This window comes from Halobacillus aidingensis (assembly GCF_900104185.1).
In the GTDB taxonomy this organism is placed as follows: domain Bacteria; phylum Bacillota; class Bacilli; order Bacillales; family Halobacillaceae; genus Halobacillus; species Halobacillus aidingensis.
On the sequence record NZ_FNIZ01000006.1, the window covers coordinates 23256 to 49853 of the forward strand.

General features: G+C 36.5%; 27 protein-coding genes. 1 reads left to right on the forward strand and 26 read right to left on the reverse strand.

All coding sequences use genetic code 11. The features are described from left to right. Positions 1-700 precede the first annotated feature (700 nt). The 5 genes from BLS23_RS22200 to BLS23_RS21730 all read right to left on the reverse strand — a co-directional run bounded on the left by BLS23_RS22200 (position 701) and on the right by BLS23_RS21730 (position 3490). Positions 701-865, reverse strand: coding sequence for a magnesium chelatase subunit ChlI family protein (locus tag BLS23_RS22200; protein WP_341845039.1), 165 nt, complete (start codon positions 863-865; stop codon positions 701-703). Then, positions 862-2211 (reverse strand): YifB family Mg chelatase-like AAA ATPase, encoded by a 1350-nt coding sequence (locus BLS23_RS07400; RefSeq protein WP_341845038.1) that lies wholly within the window; start codon positions 2209-2211, stop codon positions 862-864. Before BLS23_RS07400 ends, BLS23_RS22200 begins: the two co-directional genes overlap by 4 nt. Continuing rightward, positions 2171-2755 carry a transposase gene (locus BLS23_RS07405; RefSeq protein WP_089651913.1) on the reverse strand — a complete coding sequence of 195 codons (585 nt, stop codon included), beginning with the start codon at positions 2753-2755 and terminating at the stop codon, positions 2171-2173. The genes BLS23_RS07400 and BLS23_RS07405 overlap by 41 nt, the downstream gene beginning before the upstream one ends. 264 nt (positions 2756-3019) lie before the next feature. After that, positions 3020-3250, reverse strand: coding sequence for a hypothetical protein (locus BLS23_RS07410; protein ID WP_089651914.1), 231 nt, complete (start codon positions 3248-3250; stop codon positions 3020-3022). Between the two features lie 63 nt (positions 3251-3313). Then, entirely contained in the window at positions 3314-3490 is a 177-nt protein-coding gene (locus BLS23_RS21730) for a hypothetical protein (RefSeq protein WP_167356037.1), read from the reverse strand. Positions 3491-3899: 409 nt separating this feature from the next. Here BLS23_RS21730 and BLS23_RS07415 point away from each other — a divergent pair, with 409 nt between their 5' ends. Continuing rightward, positions 3900-5042 carry a hypothetical protein gene (locus BLS23_RS07415; protein ID WP_089651915.1) on the forward strand — a complete coding sequence of 381 codons (1143 nt, stop codon included), beginning with the start codon at positions 3900-3902 and terminating at the stop codon, positions 5040-5042. Positions 5043-5109: 67 nt separating this feature from the next. On the opposite strand, the gene BLS23_RS07420 is transcribed toward BLS23_RS07415, so the two are convergent. From BLS23_RS07420 to galU, 21 genes are all read right to left on the reverse strand, one after another. Then, positions 5110-5430 carry a nucleotidyltransferase family protein gene (locus BLS23_RS07420; protein ID WP_089651916.1) on the reverse strand — a complete coding sequence of 107 codons (321 nt, stop codon included), beginning with the start codon at positions 5428-5430 and terminating at the stop codon, positions 5110-5112. A gap of 1 nt (position 5431) precedes the next feature. Beyond that, positions 5432-5833, reverse strand: a complete 402-nt coding sequence (locus tag BLS23_RS07425; RefSeq protein WP_089651917.1) for a nucleotidyltransferase substrate binding protein — start codon at positions 5831-5833, stop codon at positions 5432-5434. Between the two features lie 397 nt (positions 5834-6230). Continuing rightward, entirely contained in the window at positions 6231-7439 is a 1209-nt protein-coding gene (locus tag BLS23_RS07430) for an IS1096 element passenger TnpR family protein (protein ID WP_089651918.1), read from the reverse strand. Between the two features lie 505 nt (positions 7440-7944). Next, positions 7945-8931, reverse strand: a complete 987-nt coding sequence (gene galE, locus BLS23_RS07435) for a UDP-glucose 4-epimerase GalE (RefSeq protein WP_089651919.1) — start codon at positions 8929-8931, stop codon at positions 7945-7947. Between the two features lie 72 nt (positions 8932-9003). Next, the gene (locus BLS23_RS07440; protein WP_089651920.1) at positions 9004-10014 is read right to left on the reverse strand and encodes a Gfo/Idh/MocA family protein; all 1011 of its coding nucleotides are present in this window, start codon (positions 10012-10014) and stop codon (positions 9004-9006) included. 31 nt (positions 10015-10045) lie between these two features. Further along, positions 10046-11176, reverse strand: coding sequence for a DegT/DnrJ/EryC1/StrS family aminotransferase (locus tag BLS23_RS07445; protein WP_089651921.1), 1131 nt, complete (start codon positions 11174-11176; stop codon positions 10046-10048). Positions 11177-11193: 17 nt separating this feature from the next. Further along, positions 11194-11757: an N-acetyltransferase gene (locus tag BLS23_RS07450; RefSeq protein ID WP_208599169.1), complete on the reverse strand. Its 564-nt coding sequence runs from the start codon at positions 11755-11757 to the stop codon at positions 11194-11196. Between the two features lie 63 nt (positions 11758-11820). Then, positions 11821-13146: a nucleotide sugar dehydrogenase gene (locus BLS23_RS07455; protein ID WP_089651923.1), complete on the reverse strand. Its 1326-nt coding sequence runs from the start codon at positions 13144-13146 to the stop codon at positions 11821-11823. Positions 13147-13148: 2 nt separating this feature from the next. Then, a complete protein-coding gene (gene wecB / locus BLS23_RS07460) occupies positions 13149-14246 on the reverse strand; it encodes a non-hydrolyzing UDP-N-acetylglucosamine 2-epimerase (RefSeq protein WP_089651924.1) in 1098 nt (365 codons plus the stop codon). Between the two features lie 78 nt (positions 14247-14324). Further along, a complete protein-coding gene (locus tag BLS23_RS22125; RefSeq protein ID WP_089652067.1) occupies positions 14325-14897 on the reverse strand; it encodes a serine O-acetyltransferase in 573 nt (190 codons plus the stop codon). A gap of 34 nt (positions 14898-14931) precedes the next feature. After that, positions 14932-15519: a DapH/DapD/GlmU-related protein gene (locus BLS23_RS07470; protein ID WP_244157116.1), complete on the reverse strand. Its 588-nt coding sequence runs from the start codon at positions 15517-15519 to the stop codon at positions 14932-14934. A 62-nt stretch (positions 15520-15581) separates the two neighbouring features. Continuing rightward, positions 15582-17036, reverse strand: a complete 1455-nt coding sequence (locus BLS23_RS07475; protein WP_167356038.1) for an oligosaccharide flippase family protein — start codon at positions 17034-17036, stop codon at positions 15582-15584. Positions 17037-17079: 43 nt separating this feature from the next. Further along, positions 17080-18297, reverse strand: a complete 1218-nt coding sequence (locus BLS23_RS07480) for a glycosyltransferase family 4 protein (protein ID WP_089651926.1) — start codon at positions 18295-18297, stop codon at positions 17080-17082. A gap of 52 nt (positions 18298-18349) precedes the next feature. Further along, a complete protein-coding gene (locus BLS23_RS07485; RefSeq protein ID WP_089651927.1) occupies positions 18350-19495 on the reverse strand; it encodes a glycosyltransferase in 1146 nt (381 codons plus the stop codon). A gap of 35 nt (positions 19496-19530) precedes the next feature. Continuing rightward, on the reverse strand, positions 19531-20856 hold the full coding sequence (locus BLS23_RS07490) for an O-antigen ligase family protein (protein WP_089651928.1): 1326 nt from the start codon (positions 20854-20856) through the stop codon (positions 19531-19533). A gap of 57 nt (positions 20857-20913) precedes the next feature. Next, positions 20914-21978, reverse strand: a complete 1065-nt coding sequence (locus tag BLS23_RS07495; protein ID WP_089651929.1) for a glycosyltransferase family protein — start codon at positions 21976-21978, stop codon at positions 20914-20916. Between the two features lie 55 nt (positions 21979-22033). Next, positions 22034-23155 carry a glycosyltransferase family 4 protein gene (locus BLS23_RS07500; protein ID WP_089651930.1) on the reverse strand — a complete coding sequence of 374 codons (1122 nt, stop codon included), beginning with the start codon at positions 23153-23155 and terminating at the stop codon, positions 22034-22036. Between the two features lie 17 nt (positions 23156-23172). Next, a complete protein-coding gene (locus BLS23_RS07505) occupies positions 23173-23796 on the reverse strand; it encodes an acetyltransferase (protein ID WP_089651931.1) in 624 nt (207 codons plus the stop codon). A 1-nt stretch (position 23797) separates the two neighbouring features. Beyond that, positions 23798-24436 (reverse strand): sugar transferase, encoded by a 639-nt coding sequence (locus tag BLS23_RS07510; RefSeq protein WP_089651932.1) that lies wholly within the window; start codon positions 24434-24436, stop codon positions 23798-23800. After that, a complete protein-coding gene (locus BLS23_RS07515) occupies positions 24436-25551 on the reverse strand; it encodes a DegT/DnrJ/EryC1/StrS family aminotransferase (RefSeq protein WP_089651933.1) in 1116 nt (371 codons plus the stop codon). Before BLS23_RS07515 ends, BLS23_RS07510 begins: the two co-directional genes overlap by 1 nt. Positions 25552-25696: 145 nt before the next feature. Further along, positions 25697-26581: a UTP--glucose-1-phosphate uridylyltransferase GalU gene (galU, locus tag BLS23_RS07520; RefSeq protein ID WP_089651934.1), complete on the reverse strand. Its 885-nt coding sequence runs from the start codon at positions 26579-26581 to the stop codon at positions 25697-25699. Between the last annotated feature and the right edge of the window lie 17 nt (positions 26582-26598).

Below are 26598 nucleotides of genomic sequence, written 5' to 3' on the forward strand. Positions count from 1 at the left end.
CATCAGTCATCTCTTCACACCAATTGTTATTGTTTTATTTGTGCAAAACGACGACAACGTCTCGATGTTGTTCTCGTAAAAATGATGGGGATTCTCCTCCTGCTTTTCTACTACTACTTCTTTTTTTCTTTCGTTTCGTTTTGTTTAATTAATGTGTTCGACTTGCCGCTATCACTGCCGTTCCACTTGCCGCCACTGTTCTCCTCCACATTGTCGTTCTCGTTGTCCATTTTTTCATAATAAAGGGAGCATTCGATAGATGGGCTTCTTGTTACCAGATCCCGGTCATTGAAGCAGTAAACTCTTCTTTCCAACGGGATTTGTTATTTACATGCATGAGGCTGTACCAAAGGTTGATGGCAGTGGAAGTCAGAGGGTTAAATTCTTGGTGATTGTAGAAGGAGCTGATGGCTAAAAAAAGTGCATTCGATTCTCCTATTCTCTTATGGAAAGATGAGGGATTTGTGCATAGAAAAACACTTCATCATTTCTATAATCGAAGAAAGTGTAGGTCATGTGTCTATGAAATGGGGATTTTTTGACTAAATTTTTGATTATACTATACTTCTCATGAAGTGCAATAATGTATTTACATATATAGGAAGAGCAAGAACCTTCCCAGCGCTTTTGTAAAGAGCGTGGATAGTTCTCCTGTATTTAAATAAACATTACTAAATGTCCGTGTCTGATTTCCAGTGCATTAAATTGAGACCATGCTGCTATGTCCTCGATATTTAACCGCTTCTGAAAGAGCTTCTTTAGTAATTTCCCTTTCACCATCCAAATCAGCGATGGTCCTCGCTGTCCGGATGATATTCACTTGAACCCGGTTACTGAAATGATAAGCAATACTGATCTCTTTCAGATATCTATGTAATGTGGATCTATGGGCGAATGTTGGATAAGCGTTTCGTAGGGAACAACACTGTTGGTTAGATCAGCTCCATACCTCACATACTGCCGCTCCCTCGCTATAATGACCTTTTTCTGCATCTCAGCTGAACTCATCCTCTGCGTATTGGATTCAATTGTCACCGGCTCAAGTATAAGCAGAATATCCATTCTGTCCATGATGGGCCCCGACACTCGCAGCTGGTAACTGTTGATTTGTTTCGGTGTGCATGTACAATATTTATTTTTCGCCCCCTGATATCCGCAGGGGCAGGGGTTAGTTGCACCGATCAGGATAAAACGTGAGGGGTAAGTAACCGTTCCACTGACACGGCTGATGGTCACTTTTCCTGACTCAAGAGGCTGCCGCAGCATGTCCAGCGTCTTTTTCGGAAACTCAGCCATTTCATCGAGAAAAAGAACACCTCCGTGAGCAAGAGAAACTTCACCTGGTCGAGGAGTGGTACCTCCACCGATTAGGGAAACAGCTGAAGCAGAATGGTGGGGGTGACGATAGGGAGGGACAGGAGTTATCCCCCGTGTTTCGTGGGCGAGTTGATAGAGACTGTAGCTGTCAATCATCGTCTTTTCCGGCATCGGAGGCATAATCGATGGAAAAGCTGACGCGAGAAGGCTTTTCCCACATCCAGGTGGACCACTCATGAGAACGTGATGACCACCAGCGGCTGAGACCATTAACGCACGTTTTGGAACCTCATGACCGATCACCTCACAGAAATCGGTTGTCCACTCAGTGCCTGCCGTTTCACGGACAGTCGTCTTGCGAGGCATAGAAAAAGAAAGCTGATGAATGCCATTCAAATGATCGACCACTTCTTTCAAATGAGAAATGGGTAAAAGTAGGTCGTTATCTCCCAATTGTTCGATACCTCCCATTTGGGCAGGAACGTAGATGCGATGGAAGCCAAGCTCTTTCGCCTGCATGACGGCTGCAAGCATTCCTTCTGTTTCATGTATAGATCCGTCGAGAGAAAGCGTACCAAGAAAGGCTGTATGATTGGGGATATTTCCAACAAGCTGATGCGTTTCTTTGAGCATAGCAATAGCCATTGCAAGATCTGCCATCGGACCGTTCTTTTTTTGTTCGGTCGGAGATAGAAGTATGATCATATGCCTTCCTGACACATCTGCATCAACCGAATGCAAGGCTCCTTTCAACCGATCTTTGGATTCTTTTATAGAGGCATCCGGCAGACCGATCACAGAAATCTGCTCCTGTCCGCTAAGCGATTGCGCCTCCACGCCAATGATATACCCTTCAAGACCCTTGAGGCCGATACTCTTTACAATAGTCGCCAAACGCTTCCTCTCCTTCCTGCATGATATAAGCACTGTACCGTAATCTTTTTGGTTCATGAAAACAATCCAGGAGTGCTTGTGTAGTTAATATCGGACATTCTTTATTGGATAGATAACAAGGATAACTGCTCCACATATAGGACTGAGGTTTCGAACAGATTCCCGCTTCTACTGGGTTGAGATGTATGTATTTACTGGCTGCAAGAAAATAGGCTCTTGTATCGACGAGCTTGGAGTAATACCGACCTTGGAACAAATGACCATACACTTTATGACGGCTGTTAAAGTACTTTGCATATCGAAACTGAATAAACTTCATGATCTCCCCAGGGGAATGATTTTTCACTTCGAGTAGAAAATGAATGTGGTTGGTCATTAAGCAGTAGGCGTGGAGGATGAACGGCATGTCCTCTTGGCACCAGCGGATGAAACGAATGTATTCTTCAAAGTCTGCATCATCATAAAACAAATCACTTCCCCGATTTCCCCTTGCCGTAATATGATACCTTGCCCCTTTGTACCATTGTCGCGGTTTTCTGGACACACCGTCACCTCCTTAGCTTGAAACTGCCTTTATTATAGAGGAGGTTGCTCTGGAGCACGAATCCACGAAGTTGGGAATTCAAAGAATCATAGATTTGATAAAATAACTTCTTGTATTGGAAAATTGTATTTTCTAGTGTTTCTTGCACCCAAAAAAACAAATTTCACATCTTTCCCCACCATTCTATCAATCTCTCCTAACATACAGCTGACAGAATTTATTATGGTTCATTATCCAGCGTGACCTCAACACACCGACAGCCCGCTACCCATGGTGTCTGACGCTGGCCCACACGCCCCAGCGAGAGGCACTCTTACCGGTAACGCTTCGTAAAATCCAATGATCCCATCCATTTGGGTCTGACTCCATGTGGCCGATCCACTTCAACCATTCCTCTTCCATAAGGTATAAACAACGTTCTGCCACAATAAACAATTGCTGCATATCCCTGATCTGCCATACCAGCGAGCTCATCAAGTACGACTTCAACATCATGTGTCCCATCCAATTAAAAAGCCCAGCACCAAAAAACAACGATGCTGAGCCAGCCTTTCCTGATCAATCTTCTCGTTTAGATCTTGCTTCCTCTAGAACCCACAACGCCATATTATAGTGATATTCCATTTCCGCCCTTGATTTTGCATTTGACATTTTTTCTCTGTGCATTAGGAATTCTAGAATCACATCATCAAGTTCTTTTCTTCCTGTCGGGTTAAAAGGTATCAAATCCCCCATATCGTTCTCTCCTATCCGTATTCGCTTACCTTTTAGAGTACGATGAGATATAGGAATCGTGTGGGTGGGAGCACGAACAGGGAGGAATGACGTTGCTGTATGTATGAGTGAAGCGCGGCAAGATGACAGCAGACATGGAGTAAGACCCACAATGTTGAGATGAAGCTCATGGAGCTTCATCTGTAACAGTGCCTCCTTCTTTGACATCCGGGCCAGCGTCGGACACCATGGATTGCACGTCGAACCTATATAGATGGCTTTCTTTCATGTTGGATTTTTTAAAGAACAGGTGGCCATAATTGAGAAATTTGGAAGCAAGCACTCACATATAAAATTCAGTTAAAATTTACTTTGCATGTTAAACCAGATAAACTTCAAATATGAACTTTATTAAAAGGAGAACGGTCTCATGAATCACGCGCAGCAAACAGTGCTTACATTATTCCAACAAAAGCAATTGGACTACGACAATCATATGGAAGAAATGACACACTTATGGAATGATTACTGTCAAAGAACATCACCTGACATAAAGGAGCCGGCCTGCTTTGCTGCTGGGCTTGAATATCTGGCTTCGAAAACCTTTTTAGGACCGAAACTTTCACAAAAAGCATGTGCTGAAAAATATGGCGTTTCTATTCATAAAGTATCCCAGGCGTATCGTCAGCTCAGTGACACGGTGAATGATTTAATATCGTCTTATTGGAGAGCGACAGTTGATGGAAGGTTTAACCCATCTCTTTCACATTCCAAGAAGTTGGACGACCTCATCAATCATATACTTGCCGTTTCTACTTATCCTGGAAACTTCAGCATGGAACTTTCTCAGGATCAACATTTTATGCTCGCAGAACTCTTTTCCAATTTCTATGGAACGTCATTCTTTGAAAAGGTTGAGTTGTGCTGGGAATTGTTTGAGATACATCCGTATCATCCAGACCTGTACATCATCGTCGCAGAACTTGCCCAGCATAATCATGTGAAGAAGAGGATTCTTACGAAAGCTATGATCAATGGAGAAAACGCAATTGAACCTTTTATCATGACGGACTTAATGGGAGAGCTCTGGATGGAAATCGATGCCCGACCTTACTTACGTGCGAAAGCTGCCTATGCGGAACAGCTTGTTAATGAGTACGACTTTGATGGGGCTATTCTTCATTATCGGGAATTGATGCGCTTGAATGAAGAAGATAATCAGGGGATTTGGTACAAGCTGCTCCCTCTTTATTTGGAACATGGATATCGTACAGAAGCACGGGCTCTGCTTGATGATCTGCAGGAAGCGGATACGTTCATCTTGTTTTATGAAGCCATATACGCGTACTTAGAAGAAGGGATGACGGGAAAAACAAAAACGCTGCTTCAAAAAGCTGATCATCATAACCCCCACGTAAAAGACCTGGTACTTTATCCTAAGAAACGTCCGGATGAGTTATCTGATTATTATGGAGTGAGGGACAAAACCGAAGCTGCTGTTGTGGTATCCGACACCTTATGGGCCTGGAACCAACATAAAGAGTTAACACAAGCTTTAAGAGACCTGCAGTAAACCAAAGAAAGCCCCATCATTATGTAATTAATGATGGGGCTTTCTTTTAGACATGTATGAGTTGGATTCAAGCTCCACAACTCTCTTCTTTTTGATAAATCATTACCCCGTACTCATCAATGTGTTTTTTCAACGCTTGGTTTGACAAGCTATGATAATCCACAATATCGAAAAAATAAGGTAATGGGTATTCTTCATTCAATAAATCATCTAAAATACTTAATTCATAGAAGCCTAAGGCCTCTCCCTTTACCGCTAAATCTACATCAGATCCTTTTTTATAATTTCCCATAGCACGGCTGCCAAATAGAATAGCAGAATCAATTTTCTCTACTTGTGACAATGCTTTGTTAATATACTCTTTATCTTTATTTAACAAACCAGACATTTTAAACTTCCTCTTTCAGTCTTGCATATAATTTTTGTAACTCTGGATAGTAATGCTCTTTAATTTCCTGCACCATTTTTTCAGCCATCTGATCGTCATAAGTATGAGCAGTTAGGTTTCTCTTGGATAAAGCTTCGAGCCATGTGTGACCATCATCAATGACTTCAATTTGGTAGGCTTGTTTGATTGTTTCTCTTGGGCTTTTTACATCATACCCTTGCGACTCAAGGTAATCTTTTAAAACTTTCCAAGCTAGTTCGAAAGTCATTTCAAAGAACTGTATGACCCCTGCACGCTCCAGTTCATTATCTAATTTCTCTCCGGCGTATTTGGAAAGTAACAAATAGGACTTCTCAAAATTTTCAAACCTTTGTCGCCAACGTTCCCCTTTTAGGTTTGTCATAGAAACAACTCCTTAGCTTATGGTTATGAAGGAATAGTTAATTTCAATTACACAAGCTCCTTTTTATACCATTATACAACTCATTAGCTTTTTTTATCTAGTTGTGGTAATACAATAAAACCATTATGACTTAATCTCGTATCAACACGATACTAACACCTTGATAATATTGGAGGCCAGTTATTAATAAGACAGCCTTTGGGAGCAGGTAAGTAGGACAGCACACATGGAGTCAGACCCACAGTGTTGAGAGCCTTGAAGCTCATGGAGCATTCTCTGTAACAGTGCCTCCTTCTTTGGCATCCGGGCCAGCGTCAGACACCATGGATGGAAGGACGGACTTGTGTCAATGTCTTGCATTATCCTGCTGCACGGGGCGTCAAGTCAGTAGGACGTTTTAAGTTGTTGAATCTTCCCGCATTTTCTCTGCAATTCTTTCCATCACCTCGATTTTCACTCTGAATTCCTCACCAAAGTCATGAATGTAGAGGATCGTATCCCCTTCTTTTACACCCGTTTCCGCAATGGTGATCTCATCAGCCGGACTACCTGACATCCATTCACCAGGACTGCTTATGGAGTGTCCTTTCCATGCTTCTCCACTCAAGAAGAAGCTGTAGAGGTGATCATCCACCAGCTCATACACCTCCAGAATGGCCTCATGCACATCTTCCATTGTGTGTTCCGAGGAGCATTCGATGATTTCTGTTCGGTCACCTGCTTTCAACCTAAGTGTATAAGTTCCTTCAAAAATCTCATTACATGCTCTGGAAAATGATTCATTCAATTCATCACCTACAAATAGTTCCTTAAACACATCAATAAACCATTCGCCATCGTCGCCTTGGCAAAAGTTCAAACCATGCAGCAACTCTACAAACCCTTCTGCCTGCATCAGTGAGGTTTCACGATTCGGAAATTGTCCCGGGTTCACCACCCATTCCCCATATCGTTTTCTTCCTGAAATACTCCAGACAGATATCGGACGTTCGAGCACCAGTGTCCTTAGCAGCTTCCAGCCACTAAAGGTGGTCTGGATAGACTCAACGGGAATCATCTGCTTGTACGCCTTCATTTCTTTGCTTATCGTGTATTTCCATATGCCAAAATAAGAAAGGATCATGACCATATGTCCAAAATCCGCAAATTCCCCCGACGTTGTTATTTTTTGTTCAGGCGACTCTGAGATCACTCTTCCACAGGCTCTGATGACCGAGGTATAAACATGCCTTTCATCATCCGTAAACACGACCCAGTCCGTATCCACCCACAACGTTTCTAACAAACACATATACTTTTCAAGAACTGTGAAATCCTGATAGTCCGCCACCCGTCCCTGCAGGACAGCTCGATTTCCGTTAATCGTCATTAATTTCCCTTGAATAGCTAGGTGGTAAAAAAGATGAACGCGTGGATAATAAATCTGATCACTTTTCTCCGTCACTTCTTCCGTCTGTACTTCAAACCGTTGATTCAACTCCCAGCAGTGCTTCCGCTGCAGGTGCCTATTCCTTTTCGTCAACGTTACGTTCTCTTGATCTATATAATCTAGGAAAATTTGAAAATCCCGTACAATTTCCATTGGCAGATGTGAGGGATCAATCATTGCCTTATACCTCCTTCTTTATTCATTTTCCTATTTACCTATACCCTTCAGCTCTCTATCCTTATCTCATAAAATTCTTATTAGAATGATTCTTTTATGAACCTTGTAACTCCTTTGCTAACTTAAATGTTTACATGAACATATACACATATATAATTTATAAAATACAGCGTAGTATCACGTACAAACCATTGATACTACGCCATCCTTTAACGCTCTAACGCACTGGGGGTCAGGCACCGACACACTACCAATTTAAATGATTATATGAACACATACGCATATAAGTATATAATACAGCTTAGTATCATGTACAAATCACTGATACTAAGCCATCCTTTAACGCTCTAACGTGATGGGGTCAGGCACCGACATAAATACTCTCAACTTCCATATTGTGGTTAATCAACAGTCTTGCAAGCACCGACAAAGTTAAACAATAATATATCACATATAGAAGCGTTAGAACCGTCCTCTAGCTTCTACTTAGAAGCATGTAGAAAAATCAGGACGAATAACCATTTGGATTATTCAGGTGCCAGTTCCATGCATCAGTAATAATTTTTTCTAGTGAATCAAACTGCGGTTTCCAACCCAAGATACTTTTTGCTTTCTCTGAAGAAGCAATTAATACTGCTGGATCTCCCGTTCTTCTCTCTTTTACTTCAGCTGGCACCGGATGCTTCGTTACTTGTCTTGCTACATCAATAACTTGTTTGACTGAATAGCCGTTTCCATTACCTAGATTAAAAATCTCACTCGGACTATCTTCTCTTAAATATTTTAGTGCTAAATAATGTGCTGATGCTAAGTCCATTACATGAATGTAGTCCCTAAGGCATGTCCCATCTTCTGTAGGGTAGTCGTCACCAAACATATATATTTTTTCCCTTTGGTTAAGTGGAACCTGTAAAACTAAAGGAATTAGATGGGTTTCTGGATCATGATTTTCCCCTATATGGGAATCTTCATGCGCTCCAGCAGCGTTAAAATATCTTAAAGAAACATATTTAATACCATAACCTTGATCAAACCATTTCATCATTTTTTCCATGGCAAGTTTTGTCTCACCATAGGTATTAGTTGGATTAGTTTCATTTCCTTCAACAATAGGAATGCTCTTAGGTTCACCATAAGTAGCTGCTGTTGATGAGAATACTATTTTGTTAACATTATTATCTTTCATGATATCTAATAGACACATCATGCCATAAACGTTGTTATGGTAGTAGTCATAGGGCTTTATCATGCTCTCTCCAACCAACGAGTTAGCAGCAAAGTGAATCACTGATTCAATATTATGAGTCTTAAAAACCTTGTTTAAAGCCTCTTTATCTCTAAGGTCAATTTCATAAAAATCCTCTACATTAATAGATTTTCTATGACCACTCTGTAAATTATCAACAACAACAACATCTTCTTTATGATTTAATAAATATCTAACTGCATGGGAGCCGATGTATCCTGCCCCTCCGGTTATCAAGATTGCCATAGGTTTCTACCACATCCACTCCATTAACTTTTAAATGTATCCGGTACTAATCTATTAATAGGTATTTACCCTTCAAAATTGCACAGGTTGATTTTGGTTCGCAGATTCATAAAAAGATAAAACTAGTTTTAGAACATTCTTACCGTCTTCGCCAGTAACAGCCGGCTCTCGATTTTTATTAATAGCATTAACCATATCCTCAATAATCCACTGATGACCTGGAGTTCCCCATGGATCAGCTTTAATACTTTCTTTCAAATCTTCTATCTCGTTATCCGACATATCCATTATATCAAGATGCTCGAAATTTAAAGCGTTTGTCCCACCAATTTTAACTGTACCTTTTTCGCCGAAAATTGTGATAGATTCTTCGTAATTTTTAGGATATACAGTAGTGGAAGCTTCTACTGTTCCTAGTGCACCTGAATTAAATTTTATTGTTCCGACAGATACGTCTTCAGCTTCTATATTTCTAAATCGTGTTGCCTCCATACTAAACACTTGGTCAGGAGTACCCATAAACCATAACAATAAATCTAGATTATGAATTGCTTGATTCATTAGAACTCCACCATCATGCTGTTTAGTTCCTCTCCAAGGGGCTTGGTCATAATATTCCTGATTTCTGTTCCAATTCACTATACAACTTGCATGGCTAATCTTTCCCAATAAGCCCTGGTCCATAATTTTTCTTAGTTCTTGAACAACCGGTCTAAATCGGTTTGGGTGCACCACCGCTAGTTTTACATTATTAGCCTTACAAGCATTTGTAATTTTATCGGTATCTTCGACTGTCATCGCAATTGGCTTCTCTACAATAATATGTTTTTTTGCTTCTGCAATTTGAACTGCAATAGGAGCATGGAAACCACTAGGTGTGCAAATACAAGCTACATCAATATCTTCTTCTCCCAGCATTTGTTCTAACTCAGTATAAGGTTCTGCATCATATTCTTCTTTGTAAAATTCCATTGTAGCTGGATCCTTGTCACAGACTGCTACTAACTTTGCAGCATCAATTTTATCAATTGCTGCTGCATGCTTTTTTGCTATAAAGCCACATCCGACAATTGCAAAATTCATAACAAAACCTCTTCCCTAATCATATATTGATTTAAACATTCATATATTCTTGTATCACATCACATACTTTTATAATCTCTTCCTCTTTTAGATAAGGATGCATTGGCAGTGAAAGCACAGTATTACAAAGTTTGTTTGTTACAGTAAATTCTTCTTCTTCAAATTTCAGATCAGCGAATGCTTGTTGACTATGCATTGGTTTAGTGTAGTAAATCATACTCGGAATATCATTTTCCTTCAGTTTGACCTGTAAAGCATCTCGTTGCTCTTTTGAATCGAGCTTGATTGTGTATTGGGCGAAACTGGAATAATAACCTTCTGGAATAAAAGGTGTTTCAACAATATTCTGCAGTTTTTCACTATACAGTTGATATGCTTTATTTACTTCATCGAGCTCATGTTCTTTAAATGCACGCAATTTCACTTGCAAGATAGCTGCCTGCATCGTATCTAATCTAGAATTAACACCAATTCTGACATTGTCATACTTGTTATTACCTTTTCCATGTACTTTATATGACCGTAATAGTTCAGCTGTTTCATCACTATCTGTAAAGATTGCTCCACCATCTCCATAGCAACCTAAAGGTTTAGCTGGAAAAAAAGATGTAGTAGCTGCGTTTCCAAAACTGCAGGCCATTTTCCCATCAATATTTCCACCTAACCCTTGCGCCCCATCTTCTAATACAAGCAAATCGTACTGTTTAGCAACCTTCTCTATCTCATCATAATTAGCTGGGAGTCCAAACAAATCAACTGGTATAATTACTTTAGGCTTTAATCTTCCCTCTTTTTTCACTTTCTCAATTGATTGTATAAGCTGATCAGTATCTATATTGAAAGTTCTTTCATCAACGTCTACAAAAATTGGTGTAGCTCCGTTATAAGAAACCACTTCCCCTGTTGAGAAGAATGTAAAGTCAGGTACAAATACTGCGTCCCCCTCCTCTACACCCCAAGCCATTAAAACCAATGACAATGCATCAGTCCCATTTGCACACGTGATACAGTGCTTAACACCTACGTATTCAGCTAATTCTTTTTCAAGTTCATTAACTGGTTTGCCACCAATATATTGACCTGTATTTAACACATTTTGTATAGCATCATCAATAGCTGATTTATATTGAGTATATTGAGCTTTTAAGTCACGAAACTGCATACTTTACCTCTTCCCTCTTATTTATTTTCCGTTAAGCCATGTTTTTTCAATTCATAGGCTCTACCACATTCTTTACAATGATAATTTACTTTTAGAGGAATACCACATTCACAAACCCAACCAATTTGTTTTGCCGGAACTCCTGCCATTAGTGCATAGTCTGGAACATCTTTTGTTACAACGGCACCAGAAGCAATCATGGACCAGGAACCGATGCTATTTCCACATATAATTGTTGCGTTTGCTCCTATAGAAGCCCCATACTTAACCAAAGTTCTTTTATATGCAGCACTACCTTTAGGGTACTTACTTCTCGGAGTTAAATCATTAGTGAATACCATAGATGGACCACAGAACACATAATCCTCTAATTCCACACCCTCATATACAGAAACATTATTTTGAACCTTTACTCCGTTACCAATTTTAACGTTGTTAGATACATTTACATTTTGTCCAATTGAACAATTTTTTCCAATTTCTGCACCAGAGTGGATATGACTAAAGTGCCATACTTTTGTTTCATCCCCAATCTGTACATCATCATCAATGTAACTACTTTCATGTACAAAATATTGCATCATAATTTCTCCTATCTATTCCTTGAAATAATTAACTTAGGAATAAGTCCAATTGAAACCTTTCTATAGCAACTCAATATTTTCTCTATTCGTTATATCTTTCATTGCATTTTTTGTATCGAAAATAGCCGTTGCGTGCTTTTGGATAAGGGGATAATCAACCTTAGTGTGATCTGCTGTTATCATAACCAAATCTGCTTCTTCAATAAGATCAACTGTCAAATCCATTTCTCCAGTTTTAAGTTTCCCTTGATCTTTATACTCATTAACATACGGATCAAAATAAGTAACATTTGCTCCCTCTTTTTCTAACTCATTAATTACATCAATAGCCGCACTCTCTCTATAATCATTAATATCTTTTTTGTAAGCAACACCAATTACTAGAACTCTAGATCCGTTCATAGCTTTCTTATATCTATTTAAGATTTTACTTGCTCTCTCTACGCAATATTCAGGCATTCGGTCATTAACCATCATAGAGGATTCAATCATCGATGTATGAAAACCATATTCACGCGCCTTCCAAGAAAGATAATATGGATCTAGTGGGATACAATGCCCGCCTAGTCCCGGTCCAGGATAAAATGCTTGGAATCCATAAGGCTTCGTTTTTGCTGCATCCACAACTTCCCAAAAGTTAATCCCCATTTTATTACTAAGAATTGCAAGTTCATTCACTAAGCCAATATTAATATTTCTATATATATTCTCTAGAATTTTTTCCATTTCAGCTATTGCTGGTGAAGACACCCGATGTATAGGTGCTTCTAAAATACTCTCATATAGCGCTGCTGCCACCTCTGTACATTTCTCTGTGCATCCGCCCACTACTTTAGGTGTGTTCTTGGTTTTAAAATTTAAATTACCAGGATCTACACGTTCTGGAGAATAAGCTAGGAAGAAGTCCTCACCACATTTCAATCCAGATTCCTCAAGGATCGGCTTTAAAAGTTCTTCAGTTGTCCCAGGATAAGTTGTTGATTCTAATACTATTAGCATATCCTTATGCATGTGAGGTACAATACTCTCCGCTGAAGCCTTGACATAACTTATATCAGGTTGTTGATAGTTATCTAGAGGAGTTGGAACACAAATACTTACACAATCTGCTTGTGCTACTTTTGCAAAATCAGAAGTAGCTAACAAATTTCCAGAGTTGACAAGAGACTCAAGGTCTTCATTAACTACATCACCAATGTAATTTTCCCCATCATTAACCATTTTCACTTTGAATTCTTGAACATCGAATCCAATTGTTTTATATCCTGCTTTTGCTTTTTCAACTGCTAATGGTAGACCTACATAACCGAGTCCTACGACTCCTAGTGTTGCAGTTTTGTTTAATAGTTTTTCTTTTAAATTACTAGTTAAAGTAACAGTGTTCATAATTATTTTCCTCCTTTTAAGATAGCATTACATATATGCTCCGCAGCGTTTCCATCACCAAATAGCATAGGTTGTGGGTATTTCAAGCAGTCTAATTCTCTTCTAACTGTTTTTAAAATTGTATCAATATTAATTGAACTTAAAACATTCCATCCGTTTTCTAAGGTTTCAACCCACTCAGTTTGTTCTCTAAGTGTTGTACATGGTGTTTTAAGAAAATAAGCTTCTTTTTGAAGTCCGCCAGAATCTGTTACAACCATATAGGCATTTGCTGTGAGGTATAACATCATTAAATAACCAACCGGTTTAATAAGTATTACATTGTCTAATTTAATATCTAAATTATCAATCAATTTTCTTGTTCTTGGGTGAATTGGTAGGATCACCGGCTTGTCCATTCTTTCAAATGCAGAAAAAATCTCAAATAACTTCATCTCATCATCTGTATTTTCTGCGCGATGGATAGTTGCAAGGTAATACTCTTTTTCTTTAAGACTAGGAATATTTTCATTTTTCTCTCTTAATTTATCTATCCAAACACCATTAGAGTATCGGCTTTTCGATATTTCAATATTTCTTAGAACTACATCAAACATTATATCTCCCGTATTTAAAACGCCAATTGTAATCCCTTCCTTTTTCAAGTTATTTACAGCTGTTTGTGTAGGACATAATAATAGATCAGATACATGATCCGTTAATATTCTATTTTGCTCTTCGGGCATCCTTTTATTAAAACTACGCAAACCGGCTTCCACGTGAAAAACAGGGATGTGTAATTTACTTGCTGCCAAAGCACCAGCTAATGTGGAGTTAGTATCACCATAGACCAACAACCCATCAGGATTTTCAATTGTTATTAATTCTTCAATTTTCTCTAGCATACGCCCTGTTTGTAATCCATGACTCCCAGAACCTACTTCTAAATTGTAATCAGGTCTTGGTATCCCCAGCTCATCAAAAAATACATCTGACATGTTGGTATCGTAATGTTGACCAGTATGGACTAATATTTCTTCATTTTCTTCTCTAAACATCTCGGAGAATGGGGCTGCTTTAATAAATTGTGGTCGAGCCCCAATAATTGTTATTAATTTCATTATATCAATGCCCTTTCTTCATATAGAAATAATAATTCTTTTAAAATTTCGTAGGAATATCAACTTTTCATTTGCTACCTAATACTCCAAAATGTATTTCTTGCTGGTGTTGTTTGATATAATTTTAGCGGGTATTCCACCAATAGTACAATTACCTTCTGGAAACGGTTTATTTACAACCGAATTTGCTCCAATTGCTGTATTGTCTCCTATTGAAATCGGACCAAACATTTTTACTCCCGGAGCAAAATAAACATTGTTCCCAACCACAGGAGCCCCCGCTTCACCGTTCACCCATGCACTACCAATGTTCACACAAATATGCAAGCGGCAATTTTTACCAATTTTCGCCTTGTGCGAAACAACAATTGGTCCTACATGAACTATTGCAAGACCTTCCTCAAAAACATTGATTGGAATTGTCCAATTATACTTATCACATAACCACTTATGCCTATTTCGCAAAAACTTAGCTTTTAATTTACCAAAAAAATCATTTCTACAGTTAGTATAGTACTCCGCCTTTCGAAGACTTTTATAAAACTTAAACCTTCTGTCTAAAAGTCTATTCTTAAGACCGCTTTTATATATACCTGTAGCTTTATAATCACATTCTAAAAACCGTTTATAATCTTCTAGACTTTTAATCACTACCGCACCGCCGTTCAACAAATTCTTTAATCACTTATAATCTTTTAATAACTTTGGCGGGGTTTCCTGCAATAACACAAAAGCCCTCGGGATAACTCTTTGTCACAACAGATCCAGCCCCAACTGTCGTATTTGGTCCAATAGTTACTCCAGGTAAAATCACACTGTTCATACCAATCCAGCAATTTTCACCCAACTTAATATCTTTTGCTTGAGCATGTTTACTCGGATTTTTTATATCATGGTTAGTTGTAATCAGACCAACATTCGGAGCAATCCAGCAGCCTTTCCCTATTATGATATTTCCTCCCCCTGCAGCCTGGTAATAGTTACCAAACCCTTGGAAGTTATTTAAATCATCAACATGGAAATGAATATTCCTTGGGTTAGAAATACTTATTTTAGGGGATACAGGAAATGGGACTCCACGATTTATACCAAAGATTATTCTAGATAAACAATCACTCACAACCCAACGCCAACCAATTTTCCCTAAGCCGCGGAATTTACCCGAAAAATACTTTCCTTTTAAATACTTCTTATCATAAGTACAAGCAGCTAGAATATTACCCAAAATATAGTAAGGAATGGATTTTATTCCTATAAAGATTTTATTTATCACAATATAAACACCTCAATATTAAGACGCTCTAAAATTATCAAACAAATTTGTATGCTAGAGCATTATTTTTGATTTATATTATCCCAACGATATTTCACCTTTTTACCCATGATAATAAAATACACTCCAAGCCAAATAATCCCTAATACAATTGATTCAACTACTCCCCCCCTCCCTTCTTCTATAGGGATAATACTCTTAATATATAAAAATAATAGACCTAAAATAACATTTATCACAGTTATCCTGAACAAAGAATGCCAAGGAAAAATATTACTAAAAGAGACATTTAGATTTTTACTAGTAACAATTAACTGGAGAAACGCAATTAACAACATTGATACTACCGACGCAATTGCAGGACCAATGAGACCGAATAAATAATAAAAAAGATAATTTAAAATTAAATTTAACCCTAAAGACCCTAATGAACTATATAATATTAACTTTGTTTTTCCAATAGAATTTAAGACTATTCCAAAATAAGTAAAACGCAACAAAAGAAAAATACTGTAAATTTGAAACACAACGGTTCCACCTAGATATTTTTCGCTATATAGTAAAATAATAATATCGGAAGCAAAAATGAATAAAACAGTTGAAAAGAAACACATTATGGTATATGAAATATATATAGTATCTCCCCATACTCTGATCGCTTTAATATTTTCTCCCACTTTTAATAGACGTACCATTTGCGGCATTAATACTGCTGTTAATGATGTAGCTATAATCGCAATAGGAAGTTCCCGTGCTGCATTTGCATAAATCGCTAGTTCCTCTGCAGAAAAAAATTGGCTAATAACAATTTTATCAAGCTGAATACTTAACAACCCAACAGTAGAAGCTAATCCTATTGGAATTGAAAACTTAAATATCTGCTTTATTGAAGCTATATCTAGGTTAATCGAAATGCTTCCAGAAATATTTTTTACAATTAGATAGACACATATTGCCAAAATGGATTCTACAATTAAAAACATGGTAATATAAATATTAAATGATAATTGTAGGTAGGCTGTTAATACCACAATTAATAACAATAATAAACTATTTATTAAGCGAAACAAAAACAAGTAATTGGCTTTTTTATAAACAATTAGCACATGATCTATACTCATTAAAATTATTTTTGCCCATGGGAAAATCACTAGAAAGTAAATAAAGTTATTTAATAACGGATTCTTGAAGAAACCGGTAATTATCGGGGCACTCATTAGTAAGGAAATTCCCGTTACAAAACCTAAAATTGTTGATAGAGAATAATAGACAGATAAAAAACTTTGTTGTTCCATACGATTTTCAGCTTTAGCAAGGAAATAGTTTATACTATTGGGAAGTCCTAATACAAACAAAGTTGTTAGTATATTAATTATTAATAGTAATTGAGTATATGTTCCGAATTCTTTTAATGATAAATAACGGGCAAGTATCATCACACTTCCAAACGAAACTATTAAAGATACTAGTTTTGAGATTGTCAATTTTAAAGCATCAGAACCTATATCTGTTTTCAATTTCATACTCTCCACTGTGAATTCGAGCCATTATACATTTTGATTAGAGCCCCTTTTCTTCAACCAACTCATCTACAACGCGTAATTCTGCTTTCATCCTTTCATCCCACGTCCAGAAATTGGTTTCAGCATATTGTTTAGCATTATCGCCCAACTTCTTAGAGTAATCCTGATTACTTAAAATTTCTAATATATACTTGGGAATCAAACTTATTTGGTCCAAGTTTAACAAGATCCCATTCTCTTCATGATCTATTAATGTACTAGTGTCACCAACGTTCAGTGTAATAAGTGGTTTCCCTACTGACATAGCTTCTAATAAAGGGTTTCCTACATTACTTAAATCATATAAAGACAAAAATACATCTCCTAAAGATAGATAATGTTTCACTTCTACTTGAGGAACAGCACCTGCAAAAATGACATTTGATTTCAAGTTTAGTTCTTCTACTAAACGTTGAAGGTTTAGTTTATCTTCCCCATCCCCCACTATTACAAGTTTAACATCGGGATTTTCCTTTATAATTTCTGGCATTGCTTCAATTGCCCTATTTACCTTCTTCCATGATACTAACCTTGAAACAGTTACCAATACTTTATCGTTTGGAGCCAACTTTAAATTACGTCTCAACTTTAACACTGCTTCTTCATTTATTGGCTCGTTTACATCTATATCTACTCCATTTTTCCAAAAAAATATTTCTTTTGATTTGTTTTTCAATCTTTGTAAAACCCTATCCCCCTGGGTTCCGTCATCAGTCATAATTGTTAAATCTGCGGATGATTTAATTGCATCAAAATGGGGATATAGTTTAAGTTTATTAATTGTATTTTCTTTTATAGGAGCTAAAATAGTACCCTGAAAACGTGTAATGAATGGAAGTTTGAGTTCTTTTGCTAATCTTTGACCAGCTTTTACTCCATGAACTTCATAAGCATAAATAACAGCTTTACCACCCAGTTCATTCAATGCCTTTCTTGCTAATTTATTGAACATATACTCCCCTTGTATACTATGAAGAATTCTACCAAAAAAGCTAATTTTATTAACTTTTAGAAGTGGATAAAATATTGGCTTAAATGTAATATTACTTACCCCTTCTAATTCCGGTGTGACACCTTGATTATATTCTGGGTTAATTAGTGTTACATTCCATCCGTTTTTTATATAGGCATCAATCGTTTTATAAAGTGAGGGCGCCCCTTTATTTTTATCCATCGACCATAAATTTAGATAGGTTATAAAAATTACATTTTTCATTTAGTTACATTTCTCCTTTTTAAAGCATTATCTACAACAAAAACATCCTATTTTACATTATATTTTTTAAAATCCTATTAATATTTTTTACCACCGCTGCTTTTGAATATTTTTCAACAGTGTATTTAGATATTAGTTTACTGTTGTACATATTAATGTTTTTATACATATAGATCATTTCACTCTTACAACTTTCAATATCATTCGATGATAATAACCTACCATATTGTTCATTCCAGCCATCTAAAACCCCTCCGTTCCTACTTGATATTACTGGTCTACCAACAGCCATTGCTTCACGATATACTATACCAAATGTTTCATACTTACTTGGCAACACAAAACAATGACACTCTTTAAAAAAATTCATGATTACATCACGCTTAAGATTTCCTAGTAAATATATTTGTTTTTCTCTCCCATAGTAGCGGATTAGTTTTTCCAGACGAGACTTTTCTGGACCACTCCCAGCAATTTTTAAAATTACCTTTTCCTGTTTACTAAAAGCTCTACAAAATGCCTCTATTAATAAATGGAAGTTTTTATTTTCTACTAGGTTACCTGCTGAAAAGAAAATAAAAGGGGGGGCAGATGGCATGGGTGCAAATCTAAATTTATCATCTATTAAATTGGGAACTACACATATTTTTTTATTTGCCGGTTCGAATTTTTTCATAGCTGTTCGAAGATGTTCAGAAACGCATATAAATGCACTGGCACCTTCTATTACTTCAATTGTAATTCTTTTGATAAATGGATGTAAATTTGATTTTAAAAATAGACTATGATGTTCAGTTACAATATAAGGTATCCCAGTTTCTTTAGATAAAATTAAAGCCCCATAACCTGAAGTGAAAGTGAAATGAGCAAAAAACAAATCTGGAAGCCCATGCTCTGCAATTGCATGTTGATATAATATTCTTAGTCTATTCAGATAACAATGAACAGCCAATCTCGGTATACGGGTGGACATCAACCCACGGTAATGCATAGCATATATCTCCACATCATCAATCTTCGACTTTTCAAAATTGTTAACATTACTTATAAACCAATTTTTGTATCCATAAGCTGTTGCATCCAATACAATAACTTCGTGACCATCTTGTTTTAGTGCCCTACATTGTTCATGTACAAAAGTACCTGAATTTGGGTTACAATCATTGGGGTAAGCAGAAGGTATTACGAATATTTTCATACTTTTCACTCCTTGTTTATCATAAAAGGAGAATACTATTTCACTTGAATGTTTGCATTCTCTTGATACTTTTTAAATCTGTTAAATAAAAAGAATGATAAAGATGGAATAATAAACATGAGTGTAAACATAGTGGGGAAACCACTCAAAGGGTTAAATATTCCTAGTAATAAAAATGTCCAACCATACGTAACTGGTATATAATTACCCGAAAATCTTCTTTCATCCTTTACAGCAAATAAGAAAATTAAAAAATATGGAACACCGCCCAAAATCCCCATTCTACCAATTGCATCTGCCCATTCGCTATGGCCGCCTAAGTATAAATATGTATCTTCCCAAGCATAACCGTATTCAAATCCACGCCCCACTAAAGGATTGTCTAAAAAGGACGAAAGTGATTTGAGCGGAATCTCTAATCTCATCTTTAAATATTCACTATTTTGGATTCCAAAGGCCATACTTTCCCCAATATCTCTTAATCTCATTGAAACAACATCTGAACTACCAATTGTTTGGTTTAGTATCCATAATCCTATTTTTTCATATGAGATAAAAAACAATACAGCCAAGAATAAAAATGATATTATCTTGAATAAATTCAATAAAAAATTATTTTTGTTTTTTTCCAGATCAAGCCCATTCTTGAAACTTGGATATCTCAAGAATAGTGATAAAATAGCACCTATAAAAAACCATAAAATTGTCAGCGTTGACTTTGTGCTGATTACTAAATAACACAATAAAACAATTGCAATTATAGTTATTATCTTATATTTTTTCTTCTTTATTACGCTATTAAACAATAAATCTATTAAATATATTCCTAAAATTGTTGATCCATAAGCGAGCGTGTATCCCCCACCAATTGCTAAGTCACCAAATTTCTCTGTACCGGCAGCAAGTTGGCGAGCAGCATTTTCATGTATAGAATAAAACAGCAGTGAGTTTATAACTAAATAACAGAAAAATATTAAGGAAACTATTAAGATTAATTTCAACTTTTTGGGATCTAACCTTCTATAATACAAGTAAATTATCATTGGGGAAAACATAATTAATGCGGAGCCAACCAATTTCAAGGTGTACACTACACCACCAACAAATACAGCCGTGAATGTATAGAAGAAAAGATAAACTATAAACGCTTTTACCTGCCGTGTTGATATAGCATTATAAAATGCTTCTGCATTACTTAAAAGTGCTACTGTTACCCACAAAATAAGTAAGCCTATTGAAATATAAAGTGATTTTTGACCAGTAGATCCACTTAAAGAAAAGAAAATATAAAACATTGCAATTATCAGTGATAAAGAAATATTTTGATATAAACCTTTATCATTTTTTTTTGCTGTAATCAATAGCCTTACAACCTTTCAATCAATAATATCTTCATAAAATTTTAAGAATATATAGTTCTAATGGGATTTTTGATAAATTACTTCATTAATAAATTCTAGCCTTTTTTCTTCTTTGGAATCACTTAATATGTGTTCTACATCACTCTTTAGTATTTGTATTCTTCGTGAATTTTTTATAAATTTTTCAATTAAACTCATATTGTTAATAATGTTATTTTCTTCATTTGGTAATTCTAAAACAAAATGTGCCTTGTTTAGTAAATCACTATCTTTGTATCCGATAATAACTGGGACTCCATATTTCAGATACTCCCTTGTCTTAAGGGGACTTGCTTCATTCATATTGTTTCTGTGGAGGGCTAAGGTCCCAATAGCAACATCACTTTTATTTAATACTTCCAGATATTCCCCTTCAGAAAGAAATCCATATTGAATTAAATTACTGGTTGTATTTTCCAATTCATTTGTGCCAATAATATGAAAATCAACTTCACTTAGTTCTGCTGCAAGGAATTTTATCTTATCTAGTCCGTGCCAGGGTTGATGAGGTGATCCCAAAAAAATAACTTGTAAACGCTCCTTGCGATCCTTAGAATTACTGAATTTCCCAATAAAAGGATTAGAAACACTGTTAGGAATTGTAATTGTATTATTAGAGTAATATTTAAACTTTCTCTCTAAATCGTAAGTCACACATACAAAACCAGCTGCTTTTTCCAATAATTTATTCCTTGTAACTAGATGGAATAACCTTACAATCTTCGGGTAACTTATCTTACTCTCCATAACATCGTCTGTATTTATCTCTATAATACTAGGATAAATTTTAACCATTTTATGGAAACTAATACTGTAAAGATACATTCTGAAATAAATAATATCTGGGGCCCATTTCTTAATCACATAAAACCCTTTTGTATTCAACACAAAATCAATTCTCGAGTTATATTTGATAATTTCATAATCAAATTCATGAAACATCTTGTTTAATGGTCTTTTTGAGAAATAAAATAACTTGACCTTTTCCCCTTTTGTTTTCCAGTATTTCATTTGGTTATATATTTTTTTTGATACTCCATGAGGCTTTTCTAGACTATCTGCAACTACATAAGCAATTTTCATGATAATTCCTCTTCCTTATTAGAATGCTAGAACAAATATCTATCACAACAATACTCTAGAATAGTGATAAATAAATTCTTTGCATTTCTTTCAATACATTATTAATTGTAAACTCTTTCACTTTCACAGAACTATTCACACTAAATTTATTCATTAATTTTCCCGATAAATATAATTCCTCTACTGCATTTGAAAAACCTTTAATATCATTGTCTTCAACAATAAACCCATTTTCTCCATCTTCAACTAAATCTATGTTCCCCCTGCACCCCGTTGCAATTATAGGTAACCCTGTAGCCATAGCCTCCATTATGTTAACCGGTAGTCCCTCATGTCGGGATGATGAAACAGCGATATCCGAAAGAGTCATAATCTTGTTAATATCATTACGGAAGCCCAAGAATTCAACACAATCGTTAAGTCCTAATTTTTCAACTTGGTGTTCGTACTTCTCTAACAAAGGTCCATTTCCTACCAGTAACAATTTAACTTCCGGTATCTTCTTTTTTATATGGTAAATTGAATCTATAAGTAAATCTTGATGTTTCCTAAAACTCAATTCACCAGCATATACTAATATAAATTCATCATTTTTATAACCGTATTTACTTCGAAGTTGATTTCTAACTTCAATTTTATGTGGTGAAAACTTTTTCAAATCCACCCCAACCCCAGGTACTTTTAAAACCATTTTTTTATTTCTCATCATTTTTTGACCTGACAAATAGTCTTCTTCGTTCATAGTAATTAAACAATCAGTCCATTTCGCTGCAAGCCACTCCATTGGATAAAATATTAACCAGTTTTTTAGTGGAGCACCTTTAAAAAAGTGAAAACCATGAGCAGTATATATTATTTTTATTCCTTGAATTTTCCTGCATGCTAATCTCGTTATAAATGATGCTACAGGTGTGTGGGTATGAACTATATCATATTCTTCTCTTAAAATTAGTCTCTTCAACTTTTTAAAAGCTGTGTAATTATCTTTCTTTAGTGGGGATCTCTGAAATTCTATATCATATATTTCACAACCAAGTTTTTTTAACTCAGGACTTACTTCTTGAACAATATTAAAAGCTATATCAACTTGATGTCCTTGGTTAATTAACATTTTAATATGAGGAATTAAAAATGCATTTACTGTATTTGAAATTGTCGTAACATATAATATTTTCATACCTAATTCTCCAATACTTAGTAATCTAGCTTTCTTACTGGGGTTCCTACATAAATTCCAGCCTCCTGTATATCCTTAATAACAGAAGACCCAGCACCTATCGTACATCCTTTTGGGATGTTAACATTATTACTCACAATACTACCTATTCCTAACCACGAACCTTTGCCAACGTTTACCGTTCCAGCTAAATGAGCTCCCGGTGATATATGAACAAAACCTTCAATACAATTATCATGATCTATTGTAGCTCCAGTGTTAACAATGCAACCTTTACCAATGTGAGTGCAACAGTTAACAATTGCACCGGCCATTACAACGGTTCCAATTCCTACCTCCACTTGTCTCCCAATAACAGCCTTAGGGTGAATCAAAATCGGAATATTAGCCCCAACTCTTTCAAGTATACCGTGTATCTTTTGTCTAGTTGTATTATTACCAATACCCACGAAAATTTCGTATTCATCTATATGTGTAAAAATATCATCAGAAGTACCAATGATCTCTAAACCCATTGATGACTTAACATTCTCGTCATCATCCAAAAAAGCAATTTCATCCCATTTATCAATTTCCATTGCAATATCAGCAACTACTTTCCCATGTCCGCTCGCACCAACAATAAGTAATTTATTCTTCATTTTAATAATCTTCCTCTTTATTGCCTTTAAAAGGTTCTACTGTTGCAGCAGTTTCAGAATTAATCCCTTCCCTAACAAACACCTTCTTGATTGTTGAAAGGACAATTTTACAATCTTGTTGAAACGTAACATTATCTACGTAATGGACATCTATCTCAAACTTATCCTGCCAACTAATCGCATTTCTACCATTAACTTGAGCTAATCCAGTAAGCCCTGGTTTCACCTCATGCCTTCGTTGTTGATGAGAGTTATAAAGAGAGAGATACCTCATAAGTAAAGGCCTTGGTCCAACAATAGACATTTCGCCTTTTAGAATATTGAATAATTCAGGCAACTCATCTAGAGAGGTTGAACGCAAGAACGTCCCAAATTTAGTTAACCGTATATGATCTGGGAGTAATTCACCTTTTTCATTTTTTTCATCTGTCATCGTTCTAAACTTATACATAAAAAAAGGCTTACCATTAAGTCCTGGGCGTTCTTGCTTAAACAAGATAGGAGATCCTAGCTTCTTTCTCACCATAATAGACACTAATATCATTGGAACACTTAATACTGTAATGGCAAGAGCAGAGAGTGTAATATCAGCTAACCTCTTTAGATAACGTTCATAAATGCCCTTCTTTGTATGTGTCATTATTTCATCCACAAACCTTTCATTATTCGTACAACTCTTTTCAGGTCTTCGTCTGACATTTTTGTGTCAGAAGGTAAACAAATACCATTCTGAAACAACTTTTCAGAAACTCTACTACCAACGAAATCATATTTCTCAAAATAAGGCTGCATATGCATCGGCTTCCAGATCGGTCTAGATTCAATATTTTCCTTCTCCAAAGCTTCCATCACATCAATTGGTCTAACGTCACAAGTCAATGTCATTGAACTCAACCAAAAGTTCGGTTGATCCCAATCATTGACTGGCATAAAGTCAACTCCATCAAGGTGAATAAGTTCATTTTTATAGTAATCAAAGATGTATTTTTTCTTTTCTACTCTTTGTTCCAGCACCTTCAGTTGTCCACGTCCTATACCAGCAACTACATTACTCATACGGTAATTAAACCCTAATTCACTATGTTGATAATGTCTTGCTTGATCGCGTGACTGAGTTGCCCAAAACCTTGCTTTTTTTATCTTTTCTTCATTATTAGATACAAGCATCCCGCCACCGGATGTTGTAATTATTTTGTTACCATTAAAAGAAAAGATTCCATAGTCTCCAAACGTTCCTGTATGTTGACCCTTATAATAACCACCCAAAGACTCGGCTGCATCTTCAATGACGGTGACATTATGTTTATTACAGACCTCCATAATTCGATACATATCCGCTGAAAGTCCGTATAAATGAACAATAATAACAGCTTTCACTTCCGGATATTTCTTAAAAGCTTCTTCGAGAGCGCCAGGACACATATTCCAAGTTTCATAGTTACTATCTATAAATACGGGTGTAGCATTCTGATAAATGATAGGGTTTGCTGTTGCGGAAAATGTTAATGTTGGACAGAAGACAATATCTCCCTCGCCTACACCAGCGGCCTTTAACGCTAAATGAATAGCAGCTGTCCCTGAAGATAGCGCCGCGGCTGATTTAGATCCAACTTTAGCTGCTAGTTCATTTTCAAATTCATTAACGTTTGTACCTAACGGGGCAATCCAGTTGGTATCAAAAGCTTCTTGTACGTATTGTTGTTCATACCCTTCATCACTCATATGAGGGGATGAAAGAAAAATCCGATCTCCCATTGTCTCCAACTTCCTTCCATTCGTTTCTTCTATATTTGGTTTGCTTGGACTTACTTGTATATTTCTTACAAACAACTCCAAACAATCCAACTCATTTTTCTTCATTATTAGAAGGTTGCCGTTTGGCAACCTTCTATATAGTTTATTAATTCATAGGTACTTTGTTTTTTTGCAAAACATCTTCCATATAGCTTATAACGTCATCTTTCAGTTCCGGACGCTCCAACGCAAGCTCCAACGTCGTCTTCACAAACCCCAGCTTCTCCCCAACATCAAAACGCCGTCCCTCAAAATCATAAGCAAACACACGTTGAATCTCATTTAATTTCTGAATCGCATCCGTTAACTGAACCTCACCACCAGCACCCTTCTCCTGCTTATCCAAAAACATAAAGATCTCAGGGTTTAATATGTAACGCCCCATTATCGCAAGATTAGAAGGAGCAGTTCCTTGTGACGGTTTTTCAACAAACGTCTTCACCTGGTAACGGCGACCATCCTGATCAAGCGGATCGATGATTCCATAACGGTGCGTTTCTTTTTCTGGAACCGTTTGAACACCAATAACGGACGATAATGTTTCCTCCTGCTGATCCATCAACTGACGCAGACAAGGCTTTTCCGCACGAACAATATCATCTCCAAGAAGAACAGCGAACGGTTCATCACCGATAAATTTACGCGCACACCAAACCGCATGCCCAAGTCCTTTTGGCTCTTTTTGACGAATGAAATGAATCTCAACATTGGATGTCGCATTCACTTTCTCAAGAAGATCATACTTCTCTTTCTGCATCAAGTTATCCTCAAGCTCAAAGTTCTTATCAAAGTGATCCTCTATCGCACGCTTCCCTTTTCCCGTCACAATAATAATATCCTCTATCCCAGACTGTATTGCCTCTTCCACGATATACTGAATGGTGGGCTTATCAACAATAGGCAGCATCTCTTTAGGCATAGCCTTGGTCGCCGGAAGGAAGCGAGTTCCTAATCCGGCAGCTGGGATAATTGCTTTTTTCACCTTTTTCATAACGAGCTCCCCCTTAC

What these genes read in the sequence shown, in the direction of transcription:
- BLS23_RS07485 (WP_089651927.1), bottom strand. Translation starts at nt 19,495, where the DNA reads ATGAAAATATTCGTAATACCTTCTGCTTACCCCAATGATTGTAACCCA.
- wecB (WP_089651924.1), bottom strand. Translation starts at nt 14,246, where the DNA reads ATGAAATTAATAACAATTATTGGGGCTCGACCACAATTTATTAAAGCA.
- galE (WP_089651919.1), bottom strand. Translation starts at nt 8,931, where the DNA reads ATGGCAATCTTGATAACCGGAGGGGCAGGATACATCGGCTCCCATGCA.
- BLS23_RS07515 (WP_089651933.1), bottom strand. Translation starts at nt 25,551, where the DNA reads ATGGGAGATCGGATTTTTCTTTCATCCCCTCATATGAGTGATGAAGGG.
- BLS23_RS07430 (WP_089651918.1), bottom strand. Translation starts at nt 7,439, where the DNA reads ATGATTGATCCCTCACATCTGCCAATGGAAATTGTACGGGATTTTCAA.
- galU (WP_089651934.1), bottom strand. Translation starts at nt 26,581, where the DNA reads ATGAAAAAGGTGAAAAAAGCAATTATCCCAGCTGCCGGATTAGGAACT.
- BLS23_RS07505 (WP_089651931.1), bottom strand. Translation starts at nt 23,796, where the DNA reads ATGAAGAATAAATTACTTATTGTTGGTGCGAGCGGACATGGGAAAGTA.
- BLS23_RS07415 (WP_089651915.1), top strand. Translation starts at nt 3,900, where the DNA reads ATGAATCACGCGCAGCAAACAGTGCTTACATTATTCCAACAAAAGCAA.
- BLS23_RS21730 (WP_167356037.1), bottom strand. Translation starts at nt 3,490, where the DNA reads ATGGGGGATTTGATACCTTTTAACCCGACAGGAAGAAAAGAACTTGAT.
- BLS23_RS07445 (WP_089651921.1), bottom strand. Translation starts at nt 11,176, where the DNA reads ATGCAGTTTCGTGACTTAAAAGCTCAATATACTCAATATAAATCAGCT.
- BLS23_RS07440 (WP_089651920.1), bottom strand. Translation starts at nt 10,014, where the DNA reads ATGAATTTTGCAATTGTCGGATGTGGCTTTATAGCAAAAAAGCATGCA.
- BLS23_RS07510 (WP_089651932.1), bottom strand. Translation starts at nt 24,436, where the DNA reads ATGACACATACAAAGAAGGGCATTTATGAACGTTATCTAAAGAGGTTA.
- BLS23_RS07480 (WP_089651926.1), bottom strand. Translation starts at nt 18,297, where the DNA reads ATGAAAAATGTAATTTTTATAACCTATCTAAATTTATGGTCGATGGAT.
- BLS23_RS07455 (WP_089651923.1), bottom strand. Translation starts at nt 13,146, where the DNA reads ATGAACACTGTTACTTTAACTAGTAATTTAAAAGAAAAACTATTAAAC.
- BLS23_RS07420 (WP_089651916.1), bottom strand. Translation starts at nt 5,430, where the DNA reads ATGTCTGGTTTGTTAAATAAAGATAAAGAGTATATTAACAAAGCATTG.
- BLS23_RS07410 (WP_089651914.1), bottom strand. Translation starts at nt 3,250, where the DNA reads ATGATGTTGAAGTCGTACTTGATGAGCTCGCTGGTATGGCAGATCAGG.
- BLS23_RS07500 (WP_089651930.1), bottom strand. Translation starts at nt 23,155, where the DNA reads ATGAAAATATTATATGTTACGACAATTTCAAATACAGTAAATGCATTT.
- BLS23_RS07450 (WP_208599169.1), bottom strand. Translation starts at nt 11,757, where the DNA reads ATGCAATATTTTGTACATGAAAGTAGTTACATTGATGATGATGTACAG.
- BLS23_RS07495 (WP_089651929.1), bottom strand. Translation starts at nt 21,978, where the DNA reads ATGAAAATTGCTTATGTAGTTGCAGATAGTCTAGAAAAGCCTCATGGA.
- BLS23_RS07425 (WP_089651917.1), bottom strand. Translation starts at nt 5,833, where the DNA reads ATGACAAACCTAAAAGGGGAACGTTGGCGACAAAGGTTTGAAAATTTT.